Annotated in this window: 14 protein-coding genes; 2 read left to right on the forward strand and 12 right to left on the reverse strand. The window is 74.4% G+C overall.

Features of this window, described 5'->3' with window-relative positions; genetic code table 11:
* Nucleotides 1-8: 8 nt before the first annotated feature.
* The 12 genes from OIE67_RS31985 to OIE67_RS32040 form a co-directional block, all read right to left on the reverse strand.
* Entirely contained in the window at nt 9-815 is an 807-nt protein-coding gene (locus OIE67_RS31985) for an FAS1-like dehydratase domain-containing protein (RefSeq protein ID WP_326627439.1), read from the reverse strand.
* A gap of 99 nt (nt 816-914) precedes the next feature.
* A complete protein-coding gene (locus OIE67_RS31990; protein ID WP_326627441.1) occupies nt 915-2,435 on the reverse strand; it encodes an amidohydrolase in 1,521 nt (506 codons plus the stop codon).
* Nucleotides 2,436-2,485: 50 nt separating this feature from the next.
* Complete coding sequence (locus OIE67_RS31995; RefSeq protein WP_326627443.1) at nt 2,486-3,724, reverse strand: CaiB/BaiF CoA transferase family protein; 1,239 nt, start codon at nt 3,722-3,724, stop codon at nt 2,486-2,488.
* Nucleotides 3,725-3,747: 23 nt separating this feature from the next.
* Nucleotides 3,748-4,725 carry a hydroxymethylglutaryl-CoA lyase gene (locus OIE67_RS32000; RefSeq protein WP_326627445.1) on the reverse strand — a complete coding sequence of 326 codons (978 nt, stop codon included), beginning with the start codon at nt 4,723-4,725 and terminating at the stop codon, nt 3,748-3,750.
* Complete coding sequence (locus OIE67_RS32005) at nt 4,722-5,993, reverse strand: hydroxymethylglutaryl-CoA reductase, degradative (RefSeq protein WP_326627447.1); 1,272 nt, start codon at nt 5,991-5,993, stop codon at nt 4,722-4,724. Before OIE67_RS32005 ends, OIE67_RS32000 begins: the two co-directional genes overlap by 4 nt.
* A gap of 104 nt (nt 5,994-6,097) precedes the next feature.
* Nucleotides 6,098-8,122, reverse strand: a complete 2,025-nt coding sequence (locus OIE67_RS32010) for a helix-turn-helix domain-containing protein (protein WP_326627449.1) — start codon at nt 8,120-8,122, stop codon at nt 6,098-6,100.
* Between the two features lie 58 nt (nt 8,123-8,180).
* Nucleotides 8,181-8,972, reverse strand: coding sequence for an ABC transporter ATP-binding protein (locus OIE67_RS32015; protein WP_326627451.1), 792 nt, complete (start codon nt 8,970-8,972; stop codon nt 8,181-8,183).
* Nucleotides 8,969-10,693, reverse strand: coding sequence for a dipeptide/oligopeptide/nickel ABC transporter permease/ATP-binding protein (locus tag OIE67_RS32020; protein ID WP_326627453.1), 1,725 nt, complete (start codon nt 10,691-10,693; stop codon nt 8,969-8,971). Before OIE67_RS32020 ends, OIE67_RS32015 begins: the two co-directional genes overlap by 4 nt.
* Nucleotides 10,694-10,697: 4 nt before the next feature.
* The gene (locus OIE67_RS32025) at nt 10,698-11,744 is read right to left on the reverse strand and encodes an ABC transporter permease (RefSeq protein ID WP_106245675.1); all 1,047 of its coding nucleotides are present in this window, start codon (nt 11,742-11,744) and stop codon (nt 10,698-10,700) included.
* 4 nt (nt 11,745-11,748) lie between these two features.
* Nucleotides 11,749-13,356 (reverse strand): ABC transporter substrate-binding protein, encoded by a 1,608-nt coding sequence (locus OIE67_RS32030; RefSeq protein WP_326627456.1) that lies wholly within the window; start codon nt 13,354-13,356, stop codon nt 11,749-11,751.
* Nucleotides 13,353-14,930, reverse strand: coding sequence for a hydantoinase/oxoprolinase family protein (locus OIE67_RS32035; RefSeq protein WP_326627458.1), 1,578 nt, complete (start codon nt 14,928-14,930; stop codon nt 13,353-13,355). Before OIE67_RS32035 ends, OIE67_RS32030 begins: the two co-directional genes overlap by 4 nt.
* Nucleotides 14,931-14,964: 34 nt before the next feature.
* Nucleotides 14,965-16,176 (reverse strand): DUF917 domain-containing protein, encoded by a 1,212-nt coding sequence (locus OIE67_RS32040; RefSeq protein ID WP_326627460.1) that lies wholly within the window; start codon nt 16,174-16,176, stop codon nt 14,965-14,967.
* Between the two features lie 73 nt (nt 16,177-16,249).
* Between OIE67_RS32040 and OIE67_RS32045 the strand changes: the two genes are divergently transcribed.
* Together OIE67_RS32045 and OIE67_RS32050 are read left to right on the forward strand one after the other, a co-directional pair.
* Nucleotides 16,250-17,737, forward strand: coding sequence for a helix-turn-helix domain-containing protein (locus OIE67_RS32045; RefSeq protein WP_326627461.1), 1,488 nt, complete (start codon nt 16,250-16,252; stop codon nt 17,735-17,737).
* A gap of 136 nt (nt 17,738-17,873) precedes the next feature.
* Nucleotides 17,874-19,148 carry a DUF3500 domain-containing protein gene (locus tag OIE67_RS32050; RefSeq protein WP_326627463.1) on the forward strand — a complete coding sequence of 425 codons (1,275 nt, stop codon included), beginning with the start codon at nt 17,874-17,876 and terminating at the stop codon, nt 19,146-19,148.
* Nucleotides 19,149-19,179: the final 31 nt, after the last annotated feature.

The raw sequence follows: 19,179 nt of genomic DNA on the forward strand, positions 1-19,179 counted from the left end.
GGGGTGAATCAGGCGAACCGCACCTCGGCGCTGACGAGCGCGCCGCCGTCGGCGTCGAGCACCCACAGCCGCGCCCCGTCCGGCTCGGGCCGGCCGGCCAGCCTGACGGGGGTCCCGAGGTGGACGGGGGCGAGGGCGCGCATGGAGTACGTCGCCGGGGTACGGCCCGGATTGCGGCGCAGGGCGAGGTCGAGCAGCAGCATGCTGGTGAGCGGGCCGTGGACGAGCAGGCCAGGCTGCCCTTCCACCTCGCGGGTCCACGGGTCGTTGTAGTGGATGAGGTGACTGTTGTAGGTCAGCGCGGAGTAGCGGAACAGGTGCACGGGGCCCAGATCGAGCGGCTCGTCCCAGGTCAGCTCGGCCGGGCCGGGGCCCGGCTGGGGACGGGCGGGGGCGGTGGGGCCGAGGAAGACGTCGTGCTGGCGTACGGTCACGGCGGGCCCGTCCGGTCCGCCGATCGTCCTGGCGATCGTGACGAACACGAGCCTGCCGCTGCGGCCCCGCTTGTCGTCCATCCGGTCGAGCGTGGCGGTCAGATCGAGCGTCTCGCCGTAGCGGATCGGGCGGTGGAAGGTCATCTCCTCCCCCGCGAACAGGCGGCGCGGCAGGTCGATGTCCGGCACGACGCCGTCACGGGCCGGGGTGCCGTCGGGACGCAGCGCGTCAAGACCGAGGTCGGGCAGGAAGTAGAGCCCGTGCCGGCCTGGCGGCAACGCCCCGCCCTCGACCGGCTCGGGGTCGTCCGGCGCGAAGGTGTCCCGATAGGCCCGCGCGGGCCACAGGCGAATGGTGTCGGTCCTGGTGATCGTGCTCACAGGGCTCCTCCCGTGCGGGACGTCGGTCTGGATGATGATCGCGGGGCCCTTCCGCGCAAGATGCCGGTCACGGGGCGACTCTCCCGTGCGGGTCGGCGGTCACAGGTTTCTCCAGGTCCAGTGGCCGGCGAGGAGGGTGCCCGCGACGGGCATCGTGCGCAGTTCGTCGCGGTCGGCGGTGGCCGGGTCGCGGTCGAGGACGACCAGGTCGGCGGGGTCGCCGGGGGCGAAGCCGGTCCGCCCGCGGGAGGCGGCGGCGAGGGCCACGCCGCGCGGCAGGCGCTGCTCCGGATGCCACGGCTCGCGCTCGCCGCGGCTGCGGCTGATCGCGGAGGCGACGGCCTGCCACGGATCCAGCGGCGCGACGGGGGCGTCGGAGCCGAGCCGCAGGGCGACCCCGGCCTCGTGCAGCGAGGCGAAGGCGAAGGCGCGGCCCGTCCGCCCCTCCCACAGCCGGTCGGCGACGTCACGATCGTCCATGGCGTGCTCGGGCTGGACGCTGGCCACGAGCCCGAGCCGGGCGAAGCGGGCGAAGTCCCCGGCCCGGACGAGCTGCGCGTGCTCGATCACCCCCGGCCGCCCCAGCTCCTCGAACACGTCGACGACCTGGGTGTTCGCCCGGTCTCCAATGGCGTGCACGGCGGCCTCGATGCCGCCGGGCCAGGCCAGGGTGAGCAGGTCGCGCAGCTCTCCGACGGTGTAGCTCTCGACGCCGCACGCGTGCGGGTTGCCCGGATCGAGCCCCGGGTACGGGTCCCAGCACAGCGCGGTCCTGGTGTTGAGCGAGCCGTCCACGACGACCTTCAGCCGGCCGACGGTGACCAGCCCGCCGCGGTCGAGGGGCGCGCCGGTCCGCAGGCCCCGCGCGAGGGCGTCGTCCAGCCGGTCGGGCCAGATGGACGCCTCCACCCGCAGGCTCGTCACCCCCTCGGCCACCCGCTCGGGCCACAGCCGCACGTTGTCGGCGTGCTCGAAGTCGACGATGCCGACGACCCCGCGCCGGGCCGCCGCCCGCGCCGCGTCGCGGTAGTCGGCCGCCGTCAGCGAGCCCTCCGCGTCCAGGCCGGGCGAGCCGATCCAGTCGCCCTCGCGCAGCACCCCCGACTCGTCCACGGTCACGCCCATCCGGGCGGCGGCGGCCGAGTTGATCCAGCCGCAGTGCAGGTCGCCGCTGACCAGCACGACAGGTGTGCCGGGGGCGGCCTCGTCGAGGGCGCGCAGGGTGGGCCGGTCGGGCCAGAGCGCGTCGCGGAAGCCGTACCCGGACAGGACTCCCCCGGCGGGCACGGGCGTGCGGGCGAGCGCCGCGCGGACCAGGGCGGCGGTCTCGGCGGCGCCGGCCGCGCCGGACAGGTCCACGCGGCGGCTCTGGACCACCCACTGGGTGAAGTGCACGTGCTCGTCCCACAGGCCGGGCCCGAGGTGGCGCCCGTCGAGTCTCACCGGCTCGGCGCCGGGTGCGGGCACCGTGCCGGCCGGACCGGCCGCGACGATCCGCCCGTCGCGCACGTGCACGTCGATGAGGGTGTCGCCGCCGTAGCGGCGGGCGTCGCGCAACAGCAGCCCGTTCGTGTCCGTCCCCGGCGCCTCGGATCGCGCCGGCCCGCTCGTGCCCGTCATCCCCGGCGTCTCACCTCGCGCCGGCCCGTTCGTGTCCGTCATCCCCGGCCTCAGATCGCGCCGGCGGCGCGGAGGGCGGCGATCTTGTCGGGGTCGTAGCCGGCCAGCGCGCCCAGGACGACCTCGGTGTCCCGGCCGAGCTCCGGCGCCGGGCGGCCGACGTCCGCCGGTGTGGCGCTCAGCTTGATCGGCTGACCGAACATCCGCACCGGACCGAAGCCCGGATGATCGACGCTCACCACCATGTCGCGTTCGGCGGTCCCCGGGTCCTCGACCACGTCCTTGATGGACTTGACCACCGTGAGCGGCAGCACCTCCCCGGCCATCCGCTCCAGCTCCTCCCCCGTGCGCCCGGCCAGCCACCGCGCGATGACGGGCCGCACGCGGCGCGTGTAGACGTCCTCGTCGAAGCGCTTGCGCATGGTGTCGATCTCGGGGTCGGCGGCCAGGCCGGGCTCGCCGAACAGCTCGCACGCCAGCCGCCAGAACTTGTCGGTGTAGGCGCCGAAGAACACGTGTCCGTCCCGGCAGGGGAACAGCTCGTACGGCCGCACCCACGGATGCCGGTTGCCGGTGTGCCGCGCGACGTCGCCGTCCACCGTGTAGTTGACGACGGCGTTCTCGGTGAGCGCGATGACGCTGTCCACCTGGGCGACGTCCACGAGCTGCCCCTGCCCCGTGCCTTCGGCGTGGCGCAGCGCCAGCAGCGTGCCCGTGACGGCGAAGAGGGTCGCGGCCAGGTCGCCGAGCACGGTGCCGACCCGGACGGGCGGGCCGCCCGGGTCGCCGTTCATCGACCACAGCCCGCCGGCCGCCTGCGCGGTGCTGTCGAACGCGGGCCGCCGGCTGCGCGAGCCCGTCTGCCCGTATCCGGAGATCGCCGTGTAGACCAGGCGCGGGTTGACCTCGGCGAGGGTCTCGTAGCCGACGCCGAGCTTGGCCATGGTGCCGGGGCGGAAGTTCTCGACGAGGATGTCCGCCCTGGCGGCCAGGTCCTTGAGCGCCGTGCGGCCCGCCTCGGTGGACAGGTCGAGCGTGATGGTCAGCTTGCCGCGGTTGTACTGGGCGTAGTAGCCGCTCAGCTCCCGCTCCCCCGCCCGCACGTACGGCGGGAAGCCGCGCGTGACGTCGGGGTCCCTCGGGTTCTCCACCTTGATCACGGTCGCCCCGAAGTCGGCCAGGATCTGCCCGCAGTACGGCCCGGCGAGCACGCGGGACAGGTCGAGCACCACGACCCCGGACAGCGCGCCCGGCTGCTCCGGAAGCCCTGGAATGATGTCAGCGGTCACTCTCTCTCCCTGATGTCGTGTCGTCATCGCCCAGCGGCGGGGACTGCGGCGGCGAGTGCGGTGGTGACCCGGGACGGCAGCCCGGCGCGGCCCAGTTGCGCGCCGATCCAGCGCGACACGCCGGCCAGCGCGTCCAGGTCGGCCCCGGTCGCGATCCCCATGCCGTGCAGCAGCCAGACCAGGTCCTCGGTGGCCAGGTTCCCGGTCGCGCCGCGCGCGTACGGGCAGCGCCCCAGCCCGCCGACCGAGGAGTCGAACTCGCGCACGCCCGCGTCGAGCCCGGCGACGACGTTGGCCAGCGCCTGCCCGTACGTGTCGTGCAGGTGCAGCGCGAGGTCGCCGGCGGGGACGCCGAGCGCGGCCAGGTCGCGCACGATCGCGTGGACGTGGCCGGGTGTGGCGACGCCGATGGTGTCCCCGAGCGCGACGGTCGAGCAGCCGGCCGCGAGGAGCGCGGCGGCGGTGGCGGCCACCACGGCGCGGTCCACAGGCCCCTCCCAGGGGTCGCCGAACGCCATCGAGACGTAGCCGCGCACCCCGAGCCCCTGCTCACGCGCCGCCCGCGTCACCTCCGTGGCGGTGTCGAGCGCCGCCTGCCTGGCCGCGTTGAGGTTGGCGCGGGCGAAGCTCTCCGTCGCGCTCGCGACCACGGCGACGTGCCGGGCTCCCGCCTCGACGGCCCGGTCCAGGCCGCGCCGGTTGGGCACGAGCGCGACCGTACGCACGCCGTCCAGGTCGGCGAGGGCGGGCAGCACCTCGGCGGCGTCGGTCAGCTGCGGGATCCACGACGGCGGGACGAAGCTCGTCGCCTCGATGTCGCGCAGCCCGGCCGCGGCGAGGCGGCGGCACAGCTCGATCTTCGTCCTGGCCGGGATGACGGCCGGCTCGGCCTGCAGTCCGTCGCGCGGCCCGACCTCGTAGATCCGCACCCGCTCCGGGGCCCGCTCCATCCGCTCGACGATCGGCCGGGGCCGCCAGCGTTCGCGGGGCGGGGTGCTCACGCGCGTTCACCCCGCAGCGACGCCAGCACCTCGCGGGCGTACTCCTCCTGGATCTTCCCGTCCCGGACCAGCCGCTCCGCGACCCGCGGCACCTCCTCGGAGGTGGCGCCGGCGGTGGCCGCGACCGTCCTGGCGTGCAGCCGCATGTGCCCGTGCTGGATGCCCTCGGCGGCCAGGGCTCGGCACGCGGCCAGGTTCTGGGCCAGGCCGACGGAGACGATGACCTCGGCCAGCTCCGCCGCCGAGGTGACGCCGAGGATCTTGACGGCCGCCTGCGCCACCGGGTGCGCGCGGGTGGCCCCGCCGACGAGGCCGACCGGCATCGGCACCTCCAGCGTGCCGGTGAGGTTGCCGTCGCGGTCCTTCTCGAAGCGCGACAGGGCGGTGTAGGCGCCGTCGCGGGCGGCGTGCGCGTGGCAGCCCGCCTCGACGGCCCGGGTGTCGTTGCCGGTCGCGAGGACGACGGCGCTGATGCCGTTCATGATGCCCTTGTTGTGAGTGGCGGCGCGGTACGGGTCCGCCTCCGCGAACGCCGAGGCCGCCACGATGTCGTCCACCACCCGCGGGCCGCCGAGCAGCTCCGCGTCGAAGACGGCCCGCGCCCGGACGAGCCGGGTGTCGGCCTTGTTGCTCAGGATGCGCAGCAGCGGCCGGCCTCCCGCGCGCTCGGCGAGCACCGGCGCGATCGCCTCGGCCATCGTGTTGACGGCGTTGGCGCCCATGGCGTCGCGCACGTCCACCAGCAGGTGGGCGATCACCTGGGGGCCGGCGCGGGTCGGGAGGACGCGGGCGGTCAGGTCGCGGGCGCCGCCGCCGAGCCGGACGAGCACGGGGTCCTGGGCGTCGGCCAGCGCCAGGATCTCCTCGCGGGCCTCCAGGACGCGGTTGCGCGCCCCGTGCGGGTCGATCACGTCCACGACCTGGATCTGGGCGATCATCACCGGGCCGCTCCCCGAGGCGTGGAAGCCGCCGTGGACGCGGGCGATCCGCGCGGCGTTGCTCGCGGCGGCCACCACGGACGGCTCCTCCGTGGCCATCGGCACCAGGCGGTCGCGCCCGTTCACTTTCACGTTGGTGGCCACGCCGAGCGGCAACCCGATCGTGCCGACGACGTTCTCGATCATGTGGTCGGCCTGGTCCAGGGCGAGGCCGCCGGTGTCGAGCGCGCTGAGCGCGGCGGCCGCCACGCCCGCGCCGTCCGCCACCAGGGCGCGCCGCTCGGCGACGCTCCTGTCCTTGAACCCGGAGATCCGGCTGTTGACCGCCACGTGTGCTCCTCGTCGTCCGGTGGGCGCGCCGCGGGACCGATCACCACGCGACGCCGCTGGTCCCGTCAACGTAGGACGCGCCTGCCCGGCCGGGCCATGGGTGTTCACCCCAGCCCGCCCGGCTGTTCGTGTGACGATGCCCCGCCGGCTTGACCACTGGCCGCGCTCATCAGCTCCCGCAGGCGGACGGCCAGGGAGATGCGGAAGAAGCGGTCGTCCTCGCGCCAGCCGGGGCCGAGCAGGGCGTCGAGGCGTTCGAGGCGCTGCAGGATCGTGTTGGGGTGGAAGCCGAGCATCCTGGCGGCCCTGGTGGGGCTGGCGTTGCAGCGGGCGAAGGCGCGCAGGGTGGCCTCCAGCTCGGTGCCGCGTTCGGCGTCGTAGTCGAGTACAGGGCCGATCAGCCGGGTCACGAACGAGGTCAGCGAGCGGGCGTCGGCGTCGAACACGCTCACGTACGGGAGGTAGTCGTCGGTGCCGGCCACCTCGTCGTCCACCCCGAACACCGCGAGCAGACGGCTGGTGCGCAGGGCGAGCGTGAAGCGCGTGACGAGGCCCGCCACCGCCGCCTCGACCGGGTCACCGGTCCCGGCGCGGGCCGGCTCATCGGGCGGCGGGACCACGGCGAGGACCGGGCCGCCGGCGTGGCGGGCGATGTGCTCCCTGACGGCGGGCGCGCCCACACCGGGCCGGCGCGAGTCGAGCAGCACCACCACGGCCTCGTGGCTCAGCCCGGCCAGCCCGGCCGCGCCGACGCACCGCCGCGCCGCCGCCAGTGCGCGGGCCCGCCGCCCGGCGGGGACGACGTAGAGCTGCACGGTGTCGAGCCGGGAGAGCTCGACGCCGAACGCGCGGGCGCGGCGCTCCAGATCGTCGCGGCGTCCGGGCTGCCCGTCCAGGATGTCCGCGACGAGGTCGGTGAGCAGCCGGCCCTCGGCCCGCGCCACGGCCTGCTGCTGCAGCTCCAGCAGGGAGCACACCTGCGCGGCGCGCTCGATGGTACGGCGGTCGACCGGGCCCAGCTCGAAGTCACCAGGGCCGAACAGCAGCGCCCCGAAGTCCTGCGCCCCCGCCCGCATCGCGCCCACGGCGGCCACCTCGCGATCCGCTCCGGCGAGCACCTGGCAGCGGCCCGTCCGCGCGCCGGCCGCGACTGCGGCCAGGACCGGCGGGGTCAGCTCCACCGGGCCGCCCGCCCGCTCGCTCATGAACGGCGCGGCCGGCCCCGACGCGGCGATGACGCGGTCCTCCGCGTCGATCACGGTGACGCCGCGCCCGAGGGCCGAGGAGAGCGCCCGCACGAGCTGGCCGAACCCGCCGCCGTCCAGCACGACCTGGATGAGCTCCCGGTGCACCGCGCCGGCGCGGTCCCGCTCGGCCAGGTGCTCGGTGAGCCGCTCCAGCGCCGCGCGCGCCTCCTCTTCGGAACGCCACAGGTCGCGCAGCGTGTGCGCGGTCCGCAGGACGACGGAGGCGTGGTCGGCCAGCGCCGACAGCAGCGCGATCTGCTCGGGGGTGAACGAGCGCTCCTCGCGCGTCGCCACGAACAGCACGCCGAGCACGTCGCCGCCGGACACCATCGGCACGCCCAGGATGGAGACGACGCCCTCCAGCTCGACCGCCCGGTCGATGTCCGGGACGCGGCGGTCCGCCAGGTACTCGCTGTAGCGCGGCACCCAGCGGGGCATCCGCAGCCCGATGACCTCGCCGGCCAGGCCGAAGCCCGCGGGCACGTTCAGGTGGCGGAACTCGCCGCTGTAGGCGCCGGCGGTGGCGCGCACGTTGAGCTCCCTGGTGCGCGCGTCGTACTCCGACAGGTACGTCACGTCGCAGCCGAGGATCTCGTGGGCCCGCTGGACCAGCCGTTCGAGCAGGGCCTTCCCGTCGCGCGCGGCGGCCAGCTCGCGGGCGCTGGAGAACAGGGCGGCCAGCTCATGCTCACGGCGGCGCAGCCGTACGTGCTCGCCGCGGGCCCGGTGGACGTGCTCGCGCGCCTGCTCCTGGCGCGGGGCGGGCACGCCCAGCGTCTCCAGGGCGGCGCCGAGGTCGCGCGGGCTGACGGCGGCGTCGCCGGTGACGGCGCCGAGCACGGTGGCCAGCGCCGCCGACCGCGCGGAGATGTCGTCGCGCACGTTTCCTGCCTCCTCACGCGGCGGGTCGGACCGCCGCCGCTGCCTCCTCACGCGGCGGTCAGACCGCCCCCTCCCGGTCGAACGGTTCCCCCATGACCGGCACGGCGGCCAGCAGCTCGCGCGTGTACGGGTGCGCCGGCGCGGACAGCACGCTCTCGGTCTCCCCCGACTCCACGATCCGGCCGTGCCGCATGACGCTCACGGTGTCGCACACGTACCGGACGACGGCGAGGTTGTGCGAGATGAACAGGATGGTCAGGTCCAGTTCGGCGCGCAGCTCGCGGAGCAGGTTGAGCACGACGCCCTGCACGGAGACGTCGAGCGCGGAGGTGATCTCGTCGGCGATGACGACGTCCGGCTCGGCGGCCAGCGCCCTGGCGATGGTGACGCGCTGGCACTGGCCGCCGGAGAAGGCCGAGGGGAGGTCGCCGGCCCGCTTCGGGTCGAGGTGGACCAGGCCCAGCAGCTCCTCGACCCTGCGCTGTCTGTCCGCCCTGGACAGGCGGCGGCCGGTGGCGCGCATGGCCTCCGCGATCGAGGCGCCGACGGGCATCCTGGGGTCGAGCGCCGCGTACGGGTCCTGGAAGACGAGCTGGACGCGCCTGCGGGCGGTGCGCGCGGCGGCGGAGCTCCCGGCGATGTCGGCGCCGTCCAGCCGGATGGTGCCGGCCACGGGCCTGACGAGTCCCACCGCCGCGGCGGCCAGGGTGGACTTGCCCGAGCCCGACTCGCCGACGAGCCCGTGGACGCCACCCGAGGCGACGGTGAGGTCCACGCCGTCCACGGCGACGTGCGCGCCGGCGCCGTGCCCGTAACGCACGGTCGTGCCGGTGAATTCGAGAGTGCTCACGCTCGCGCCTCCTCGGCGACGCCGCCGCTCTCGTCGATGACGGGCAGCGGGCGGGTTCGGTCGGTGCCCATGTGCGGGACGCACGCCACCAGGGCCCGCGTGTACGGGTGCCGCGCCTCGTCCAGCCGCGCCGCGGCCACCTCCTCGACGATCTGCCCGTCCTTCATCACCAGCACCCGGTCACAGAACCCGCTGACCAGCGCGATGTCGTGGGAGATGAACAGGATGGCGCTGCCGGTCCGCCGCCGCGCGTCGCGCAGCACGCGCAGCACCTGGCGCTGCACGGTCACGTCGAGCGCGGTCGTCGGCTCGTCCGCGATGACCAGCCGCGGCCGGCCCATGAGCCCCATCCCGATCATGGCCCGCTGCCGCATGCCGCCGGACAGCTCGTGCGGGTACTGGCGGGCGCGGCGCTCGGGCCGCGCGATCCCGACCGAGGCGAGCACCTCCCTGGCCCGGCGCCGGGCCGCCGCTCTGGGGACGCCGTCGTGGGTCCGGCTCACCTCGGTGAGCTGCCGGCCGACCGTGAGCGAGGGGTTGAGCGAGGTGAGCGGATCCTGGAAGACCACGGCCAGCTCCAGGCCGAGCCTGCGGCGGTCGGCGGCGCGCGGCGCGGCGGTCATGTCGATGCCCTGGAAGCTGAGCCGGGTGGCGTCGATCGCGGCCTCGGGGCCGAGCAGGCCGGCGACGGCCATGGCGGTGACGGACTTGCCCGACCCCGAGGCGCCGACGATGCCGACGGTCTCCCCGGGCCGGATGGTCAGGCTCACGCCGCGTACCCGCTCGATGAGCTGTCCTTGCCGGTCGGGGAAGCTGACGCGCAGGTCCTCGACCTCCACGAGCGCCTCAGGATCGCCGGCCCCGGCCCGTGCGCGTGCCTTGCTCGCCCGGGGCCGCAGGGGCGTCTTGGAGGCGGACTCGCCGGTCAGCGAGCCGATCGCGTTGAGGATCAGGCCCGTGAGGACGATCGCGATGCCGGGGCCGAGCGCCGCCATCGGGTTGACGTAGATGCGCGCGATCCCCTCGCGCAGCAGCCGGCCCCAGTCGAAGCCGGGGGCCTGCACGCCCAGGCCGAGGAACGACAGCCCGGCGAAGGACAGCAGCGCGGTGGAGGCGTACGCGGCGGTGTTGACCAGCATCGGCGGCGCGATGTTGGGGATCACGTGGCGGACGACGACGCCGGCCGGCCCGACGCCGACGATCCTGGCGGCCCGGACGAAGTCGCGCCCGGTCACGGAGGAGGCCAGCGTGTACGTCAGCCGCGCGATCGACGGCACCCCCGCGAACCCCACGGCCAGCATGGCGCCGCTCGCGGTGGCGCCCCAGATCACGGAGAAGAACAGCGCGAGCAGCAGCCACGGGAACGACAGCAGGATGTCGATGAACGCGCTGACCAGCCGCCGCAGCGGGCGGGGCAGCACGGTCGCGACGACGCCGAGCACGATCCCGCCGCTCACGGCGACGGCCGTGGCCCCGAGCGCGAGCAGCACCGACAGCCGGGCCGCGATGAGCACGCGGGCCAGGACGTCGCGGCCGAGGTCGTCGGTGCCGAACGGATGGGCGGCGCTCGGCCCCTGGACGCGGTCGGCCACGGAGGTCGCGGTGGCGGCGTCGCCCCACACGTACGGCGCGAGCACGATGACGAGCAGCAGCGCGAGCGCGCCGAGAACGGTCACGACGCCTTGCGGGCCGCGCAGCCCGCGCGGGAGGCCGGAGCGCACGATGTCAGCCCTCCATGATCGACGAACGGGGGTCGAGGGTGGCCAGAACCAGGTCGATGAGCAGATTGAGGCCGAGGACGAGCACGGCGTAGACGAGGACGACCCCCTGGATCATCGGATAGTCCTTCGCCGTGATCGACGAGACGATCGTCGAGCCGAGCCCGGGGATCACGAACACGGCCTCGATGAGCACGGTGCCGGCCACGAGCCCGGTGAGGATGAGCCCTCCGGTCGTGAGCGCGGCGGTGATCATGTTGGGCAGCGCGTGCCGCAGGTAGAGCAGGCGCGCGGGCAGCCGTTTGCCGCGCGCGGTCGTCATGTACGGGGTCTCCAGCACGGCCAGCATCTCCACGTGCACGATCCGGGCGAGGTAGGCCAGGGGCCCGACGGCCAGGGCGGCGACCGGCAGCACGGCCTGGGCGGCCCCGCCCCATCCGGCCACGGGCAGCGCGTTCAGCGTGACGCCGAACAGCGCGATGAGGCCGACGGCGAGCAGGAAGTTCGGGATCGCGATCAGGCCACTGAGCGCCCAGGAGACCCCGGCGCCGGCCGCGCGCCCGCGCCCGCCGCGCGCCGCGACCGCCGTGGCGACGCCGATGGGCACGGCGCCGAGCGCGGCGACGAGGAAGGCGAGCAGGGAGAGGACGAGCGTGGTGGGGAACCGGTCGGCGAGCGTGGCGGCCACGGGACGGTGGGACCGCAGCGAGACGCCGAGGTCGCCGTGGAGCAGGCCGCTCAGGTAGCCGGTGAACTGCCGCCAGGCCGGTTGGTCGAGACCCAGCTCCGCCCGGGTGCGTTCGACCAGCTCGGGGGTCGCGCTGGGGCCGAGCGCGGCGCGGACGGGGTCGCCGGGCACGAGGTGCACGACGAGGAACGTGGCGACCACGACGACGGCGAGCGAGACCAGCGCCCGGCCGAGGCGGCGCAGCACGAACGAGGCGCGGGGCGACAGCCGCGGCAGGGCGTGACGATCCCCCCGGCGCGCCGGATCGGGCCCGGTGGCCGGTCCGGCGGGTGTGGGCCCGGTGGGGGTGGCCGGAGAGATCGCCATGGTGTCACCCCAGCATCCTGATCGTGGTGGGCGCGACGAAGTTCGGCTGCTCCAGCTCGACCCCGGACAGGTAGGTGCGCTGCTCGTTGTCGGCCAGCGGGAACACGTCGGTGCGCTCGACGAGCGCGGCCTCGGCCTGCTGCCACAGGTCGCACGTCGTCTCCGGCGTGGCGGTGGCGGCCTTCTTCGCCAGCGCCTCGTACTCGGGGTTGTCGACGAACATGAAGTTGTTGCCGCCCTTGTCGGGGGTCGCCCCGGCGAAGAACGTGCTCACCGTGACCGGGCCGCCGGGCGCGATCTGGACGAAGCCGGTGTCCCAGTCGAACGTCTGGAACAGCTGCTCCGACCAGGCGTTGGCATCGTTCGCGGAGAGCCTGGTGGTGACGCCGAGCTTGTCCCAGGTCTGCTGGACCAGCTCGGCGGCGGGGGCGTGCGTACCCGTGGCCGCGTCGTAGATGAACTTCACGGTCAGCGGCCTGCCGTCCTTCTCCCGTTTGCCGCCCGCGCCGAGCCGCCAGCCGGCCTGGTCGAGCAGGGATCCGGCCTTGGCCAGGTCGGTGGCGGGCAGCGTCCACTTCGGGCCGCCGGCCACGCACAGGAGCGGGTTCTTGACCACCAATGACCGGGAGTCCATCGCGGAGCCGTCGCTCACCACGTCGCCGATCGCCTTGCGGTCGAGCGCCGTGACGAGGGCCTGGCGGACGAGCGGGTCGGAGGTGGGGCGCTCGGCGCGCTCGTTGAACAGCATCTCGCCGACCGGGTTGCGCACGCCGACCGAGCCGAGTTTCGCGCCGTCGAGACGTTTGCGGTCGGTGCCGAGGACGACGGCCGCGTTGATCTCGCCGGACAGCAGCAGGTTGGCCGCGGTGCTCTCGTCGGTGACCACGCGGATCTCCAGGCTGTCCGGCAGGCCCTTCGTCTCGCTCGTGACGCCCTTCGGGCCCCACGTGTAGCCCTTGCGCTTGGCGTAGGTGTACGTGGCGCCGGGGGTCGAGCCGCCCAGGGCGTACAGGCCGGTGCCGTCGGTCGTGGTCTTGAGCTTCGCGGGGTCGGCGAGGCCCGCCCCGCACACCATCTCGATCGTCCCCGTGTTGGCGAGCAGGAAGGGGTCGTTCTCCTTGGTGGTGACGGTGAGCGTGTTCCCCTCCGCCTCGGCCGAGACGCCCTTGTGGATCTGCGAGCCGTAGTAGAAGGTCGCGTGCTCGGGGTCGGCGTGGTAGTTGATGTTGTCGGCCGCCGTCTGGGCGGTGAACGGCTTGCCGTCTGAGCAGGTGACGCCGTCGTGCAGGGTGTAGGTGATCTTCTTGTCGCCCAGCTCCCAGCGGGTGGCCAGCCAGGGCTCGAACTTCCCGTCCGGGGTGGAGTAGACGAGCGACTCGTAGGCGTAGCCGACCATCTCGCGGGCGGCCAGGGAGACCCCGGTCAGCGGGTCGAGGTGGCCGGGGTCGGCGGAGATCGCCTTGACGAAGACGCCGCCGGAGACGTGCGTACCGGCTTCCGCCTGCCCGCCCGGGTCGCCGGAGCCGCCGCTCTGCCCGGAGCCGCACGCCGTCAGGCCGGTCGCGGCCAGGATGACGGCGACGGTCGCGGACGCCCTGCCGTGTCTGCTCATGTTGGTTCCTTCCGTCCGATGTGGGCCACCGGCCCCGCGGCCTTGACCGCGACCTTGAGCGTGGGCTGCGTCACGTACGTCACCGGCGTCTCCAGCACGTCGATGACCTCGACGCGGGCGGGGTCGGCCCCCGCCTGCACGGCCTTGTCGATCGCCGCCTTGCTGGCCTCCTCGATGGCGGCCACGCGGTCGGCGACGGCGCACAGCCGGTCGGCCCGGCCGCCCGCGAGGGCGATCGCGGCGCCGACCGCGTTCGCGACCGCGCCGCGTTCCGGCCGGACGACCTCGCTGGCGCCGAGGACCCGGTCGGGGACGAGGAACTCGCCGCCGCCGACGACCACCAGCGGCAGCCCGGTGCGCCCGAGCGACATGCGCTCGACGGCCGACTCGATCCGGTCGTGCGCGACGGCCAGCGCCTCGGCCAGCCCCTTGCGAACGGACCGGTCCAGCGGCGGCAGCTCCCGGCCCGCCACGACCGCGCCGGCCGTGGCCGCCGCGTCGGTGAGGGTCGGGGTGGAGCCGCCGAACAGCAGCGCCTCCTCCGCGATGCGGTAACCGACCGAGTCGGTGCCCGGCGTGCCCGCGGCCACGTCCACGATGGTGCCGCCGCCGACGCCGAGGCTGAGGATGTCCGGCATGCGGAAGTTCGTCCGTACGCCGCCGACCTCTCGCGGCAGCGTCGACTCCCTGGGAAAGCGGCCGACCAGGACGCCGAGGTCGCTGGTGGTGCCGCCGACGTCGATGACGATGGCGTCGTCCGCGCCGGACAGGGCGGCCGCGCCGCGGATCGAGTTCGCGGGGCCGGAGCCGATCGTCAGCACGGGGTAGCGGGCGGCGTACTCGACGGCCATGAACGTGCCGTCGTTCTGCGCGAAGAACGTGGCCGCGTCCAGGCCGTGCTCGACGACGACGGTCGTGAGCGCGGAGGTGATGTCGCGCGCCACCGCGTAGAGGGCGGCGTTGAGCACGGTCGCGTTCTCGCGTTCGAGCAGGCCCAGCGCCCCGATCTCGCTGCTCAGGGAGATCGGCACGTCCACGCCCACGTGGTCCTGGACGAGCGCCTCCACCTCCAGCTCCTGCTCGGGGAAGGACGGGCTGAAGATGCCGCACACGGCGACCGCGTCGAAACGGCCGTCCAGCTCGTCGAGCAGCCGGCGGACGGCGTCGCGGTCCAGCTCGGCGATGGGGTAGCCGTCCACGAGGTGCCCGCCGCCGGCCAGTACGTACCCGGCCAGGACCGCCTGGCGCAGGTCGGCCGGCCAGCCGGCGAGCGGCGGGTAGACGGTGGAGGCCGGCGCGCCGAGCCGGATCACGGCGACCCGGCCCAGGTCGCGGCGGCGCACGATCGCGTTCGTCGCGTGCGTGGTGCCGAGCATCACCCGCGAGACCGCGCCCCGGTCGGGGCCGAGCTGGTCCAGCACGGCGGCCAGGCTCGACCTGATGCCCGCGGTGACGTCGCCGGTGGTGGCGCTCTTCGTCCAGGCGATGACCTCGCCCGACGGGGAGATCACCACGGCGTCGGTGTTCGTGCCGCCGACGTCGATGCCGACGGACAGGTCGGTGCGGGCGTTCATCGGCGTCCTCCGACGGACGGGTCGGTGCGGGTGCTCATCGGCGTCCTCCGTCGAACGGGACGTAGTCGAGGTCGTATCCGAACGCCCTGGGGCCGGTCAGCTCCAGGCCGCGCTCGGTGCGCCACAGCGGGTCGCACGCCCACGCCAGCACGCTGACCCGCTGGCCGAAGCGGAGCAGCTCGGTGGAGATCGCCTCGCCGGTCTCGGAGTCGACCACGGTGATGAGGTCGGGGACGCTGGCGACGACGACGCCGTCCTCGATGATCACCAGGTTCTCGTTCTGGATCTCGACCCGGGTGAGGCGGCCGCGGTCGGCGCCGACGCCCTCGACGGTCACCGACCCGCGGGTGAAGCCGCCCTCGGTGTTGCGCTCGACGTCGATCACCTTGCCCGAGACGACGACCGTGGCGGCCAGTTCGGCGGCCAGTTCCGGGACGGGCTCGGACGCGGCGAGCAGGCGGCGGCCGACCTGGACGGCGCGGCTCACCGTGCCCTCGATGACGGCGCCGGGAGCGGTCTCGGCGGTGAGCACGTAGTGGGCGCCGAGCGAGATCGCGCCGCTGGCCACGGTGATGGCGCGGGCGTGGCGTTCCAGCCAGGCGAGGTTGATCGTCCGCAGCACCGAGACGTTGCCGATGGTGTCGGCCATGACGGCGAACTCGCTCGGCAGCCCGGCGACGTTCATCGAGATCATCGTGCCCTGGGGGAAGGCGCGGCCCATGCCGTCCGCGTCGAGGACCTTGAGCCCCATCCCCGCCGCCCAGCCCACCGGGGCCACGCCGTTGCTGCCGCCGATCTCGGCCGCCATCACCGCCGTCATCGGGCGGCCCGTGATCCGCTCGACCTCGCGGACGATCGTCTCCGTCTGGCCCTCGGCGGGCAGCATCTCGATGCCGACCGACGGCGCCCCGATCGCCGACAGCACGATCACGGCGTCGTCCTCGGTGAGCTCCCCGACGGTGACGACGGGCACCGGGCCGTGCTTCTCGATCGCCGCCGCGACGGCCATCTGCTCGGTCTGGACGGCGCCTCCGCCGCCCGTGCCGAAGATGGCGGCGCCGGCCGCGAGGGCGGCGACGTCGTCCACGGCGATCTCGCGCAGGCGCGCGGGCGCGGCGGTCCTGGCGGTCGCGGCGGTTCCGGCGGTTCCGGCGGTTCCGGCGGGCGGGAGCGCGGTCGTGGTCGTGGCGGCGGGCGGGTGCACGGGCGCGCCGCCGCCTCCGGTAGGCAGGTCCTGGTCGGGCATGTCTTGAGGCTAGGGAGCCCGGTCAAACCCAACAATGTGCCAAGCACCCAGAGAAACACGCCACACTGTGCTCATGGAACAAGCCAGCCTGGCGGACATCGTCGCCCAGGGCGACAGAATGGGCATCCGGTGCGTCGCGGGCGATCCCGAGGGCGTCGGAGTGTCGGGCGTGCAGATCGTGGCCAAGGACGACCTGCGGCAGGCGTCGCCGGGCCGGCTGGTGATCGTGGCCATGCCGCACGGGGCGGTGCCGCGGCCGTACCAGGTGGACATCGCCATCAGACACGCCATCGGCGCGCGCTGCGCCGGCATCGTGTTCGCCGGCGACTTCCCGATCGCCGAGACCGCCCGCGCGCTCGCCGAGCGCGGCGGGCTGCCGGTGCTGATGAGCGCGGTGACGCCGTCCGAGCTGGCGGTGCTGCTCGACCGGGCGATCCGCGGCGGCGCCGAGGAGGCGCTGTCCAGAGCCGAATACGCCATCGCGCGGGCCACGGAGGCAGCCGGAGAGTCGCCGGGGCGGCCGATGGAGGCCGTGCTCGACGAGGTCGGCGCGGCGCTCGGCGCCCGGCTCACCCTCGTCGAGGACCCCGGCGTGCCGTGGTCGGAGCCGCACGCCGTCTGCGTGGGCGAGGTGCCGGTCGGGCGCCTGGTCGCCGACCGCGACGACGCCTCCGTCACGGTGGCGCTCCCGGTGATCGCCGCGATGCTCTCCCGCATCCTGCAACGGCAGCTCCAGGCCAGGTTCGGGCCGGTACGCTCGCGCGCCGACCTCATCATCGAGCTCGTCTTCGCCGAGTCCTCGCGCATCGACCGGCTCGCCATCGAGGCCACCCGCGCCGGGCTGCCGGTGTCGCTGTCCCACGCGGTCGCCTGGCTCATCCCCACCCACCGCGACGACCCGGAGCAGCGCCCGCCCGCCGTGCTCGCGTCCTCCGTCGAGCTGCACGCGCTGCAACTCGTGGACCGGCGCGACGAGGTGTGGCACCTGGCCACCTTCCACGACGACATCGTCATGGTGGCCTCGGAGGAGACCGGCGCCGCCGACCACCAGCGGCGGCTGCGCGACGTCATGGAGGCCGTGGCCGCCCATGCCCGCTCTGTCGCGGGCGAGGAGTGGGCGTTCACCGTGGGGCTCGGCACGCCGCAGAGCGGCGCGGCCGGGCTGCGGCAGTCCGCGACGGAGGCGCACATCGCCGCCGACGCGGCCGTCGCGGGCGGCCGGGCGGGCGGCATCGAGGTCACCGACGTCACCGGGCTGCGCCGGGTGCTGCTCGACTTCTACGCCTCACCGCTGAACCGGTCGCTGCTGGACGACATCCTGGCCCCCCTCGACGCGCTCGGCCCCGAACGCGCGGCGATCGCCATGCGCACCCTGGTCGCCTACCTCGGCCACCGCAACTCGCTGGCGCGGGCGGGCGCGGAGCTCAACCTGCACGCCAACGCGGTCAACTACCGCGTCAGGCGGATCGAGCAGACGCTCGGGCTCGACCTCACCGCGCCGGACGTGCGCTTCTCCGTCGAACTGGCCTGCCGCGTACGCCTCGCCGCCTCGGGCCGCTGACCCCGTGGGCCCGCCGCATCGTCACGCCGACCTCACCGGATCGGGACCGCCGGCCTCGCCGGCTCGTAGGATCGGGACGCCGACCTGGCCCGCTCTGTTCACCCTTCCCTCATTCGCCTGGTAGACGTTGAGACCCATGCACGGACACACTGCGCGCGACCCCGAGACCGAACGTTCCCGCCGCTGGCTGCTGAACCGGGCGCTGCTGCTCGGCGGCGCCGCCGCGGTGGCGGCCATGACCGGCTGCTCCCCCAGCTCGCCCGGCGGCGCCCCGGCCAGCGCCGCCCGCTCCTCCGGCGCGCCTCCTCCCGGCGGGGCGGCCCCGGGACCCGGCGAGATCTCCTACGACGACTTCGTCGGCGTGACCACCGACGGCAAGGTGGTCGAGGACCTGTACGCGGTCCACTCCACGGGCGTCTCCACCGCCGCGCTGGTCAAGGCGGCCAAGGCGTTCCTCAAGGGGCTCCCGGCGGCGCAGCGGCGGGAGACGCTGTACGACGTACGCGCCGACGAGTGGCTGGCCTGGAGCAACCTCGACGGCTTCGAGCGCAAGGGCGTCCGCATGGGCGACCTGACCAAGGCCCAGCGCGCCCGGGGCTACGCGGTGCTGGAGGCGGCGCTGTCCGCCGACGGGCTGACCCAGACCCGCAACATCATGAAGCTCAACGCGTTCCTGGGCGAGCAGACCGGCGGCGGCAGGGAGAGCCTCACCGAGGGCCACTACTTCTTCACGGTCATGGGCACGCCGTCCGCCACGCAGCCCTGGGGCTTCCAGTTCGAGGGTCACCACCTGGCCGTCAACTACTTCGTGCTCAAGGACCAGGTGGTCATGACGCCGACGTTCATGGGCTCAGAGCCGACGTCGGCCACGTACCGGGGCGAGCGCGTCACCGTGTTCACCAGGGAGACCGAGGCCGGGCTCGCGCTGCTGCACGCGCTGACCCCGGAGCAGCGCGCCGAGGTGATCTCCACGACGGAGGTGAAGCGCGGCGCCAACATGAAGGCGGGCGCGGGCGCCGACAACCTCCGCCTCCCCTACGCCGGCCTGGCCGCGTCCCGCTTCACGCCCGAACAACGCGGCAAACTGCTCGACCTCCTCCGCGTCTACGTCGGCTACCAGGCCGAGGGGCACGCGGCCGTACGGATGAAGGAGGTCGAGGAGCACCTGGACGAGACGTACTTCTGCTGGCTCGGCGAGACCGGCGACGACTCCGCGTTCTACTACCGCGTGCACAGCCCGGTCGTGCTCATCGAGTACGACGCCCAGGCCCCGATCGCGTACGGCGACGAACGCGGCCCCGGCGGGGAGCCGACCCGCCAGCACATCCACACCGTCGTCCGCACCCCCAACGGCAACGACTACGGCGCCGACCTGCTCCGCCTCCACCTGGAGACCGACCACAGTTCCTGAGGCGGGTTCGGTGGAGGAGGACGTCATGGAC

Source organism: Nonomuraea fuscirosea (assembly GCF_035917475.1).
In the GTDB taxonomy this organism is placed as follows: domain Bacteria; phylum Actinomycetota; class Actinomycetes; order Streptosporangiales; family Streptosporangiaceae; genus Nonomuraea; species Nonomuraea fuscirosea.

What these genes read in the sequence shown, in the direction of transcription:
- OIE67_RS32025 (WP_106245675.1), bottom strand. Translation starts at nt 11,744, where the DNA reads ATGGCGATCTCTCCGGCCACCCCCACCGGGCCCACACCCGCCGGACCG.
- OIE67_RS32030 (WP_326627456.1), bottom strand. Translation starts at nt 13,356, where the DNA reads ATGAGCAGACACGGCAGGGCGTCCGCGACCGTCGCCGTCATCCTGGCC.
- OIE67_RS31990 (WP_326627441.1), bottom strand. Translation starts at nt 2,435, where the DNA reads ATGACGGGCACGAGCGGGCCGGCGCGATCCGAGGCGCCGGGGACGGAC.
- OIE67_RS32035 (WP_326627458.1), bottom strand. Translation starts at nt 14,930, where the DNA reads ATGAACGCCCGCACCGACCTGTCCGTCGGCATCGACGTCGGCGGCACG.
- OIE67_RS32050 (WP_326627463.1), top strand. Translation starts at nt 17,874, where the DNA reads ATGCACGGACACACTGCGCGCGACCCCGAGACCGAACGTTCCCGCCGC.
- OIE67_RS32040 (WP_326627460.1), bottom strand. Translation starts at nt 16,176, where the DNA reads ATGCCCGACCAGGACCTGCCTACCGGAGGCGGCGGCGCGCCCGTGCAC.
- OIE67_RS32045 (WP_326627461.1), top strand. Translation starts at nt 16,250, where the DNA reads ATGGAACAAGCCAGCCTGGCGGACATCGTCGCCCAGGGCGACAGAATG.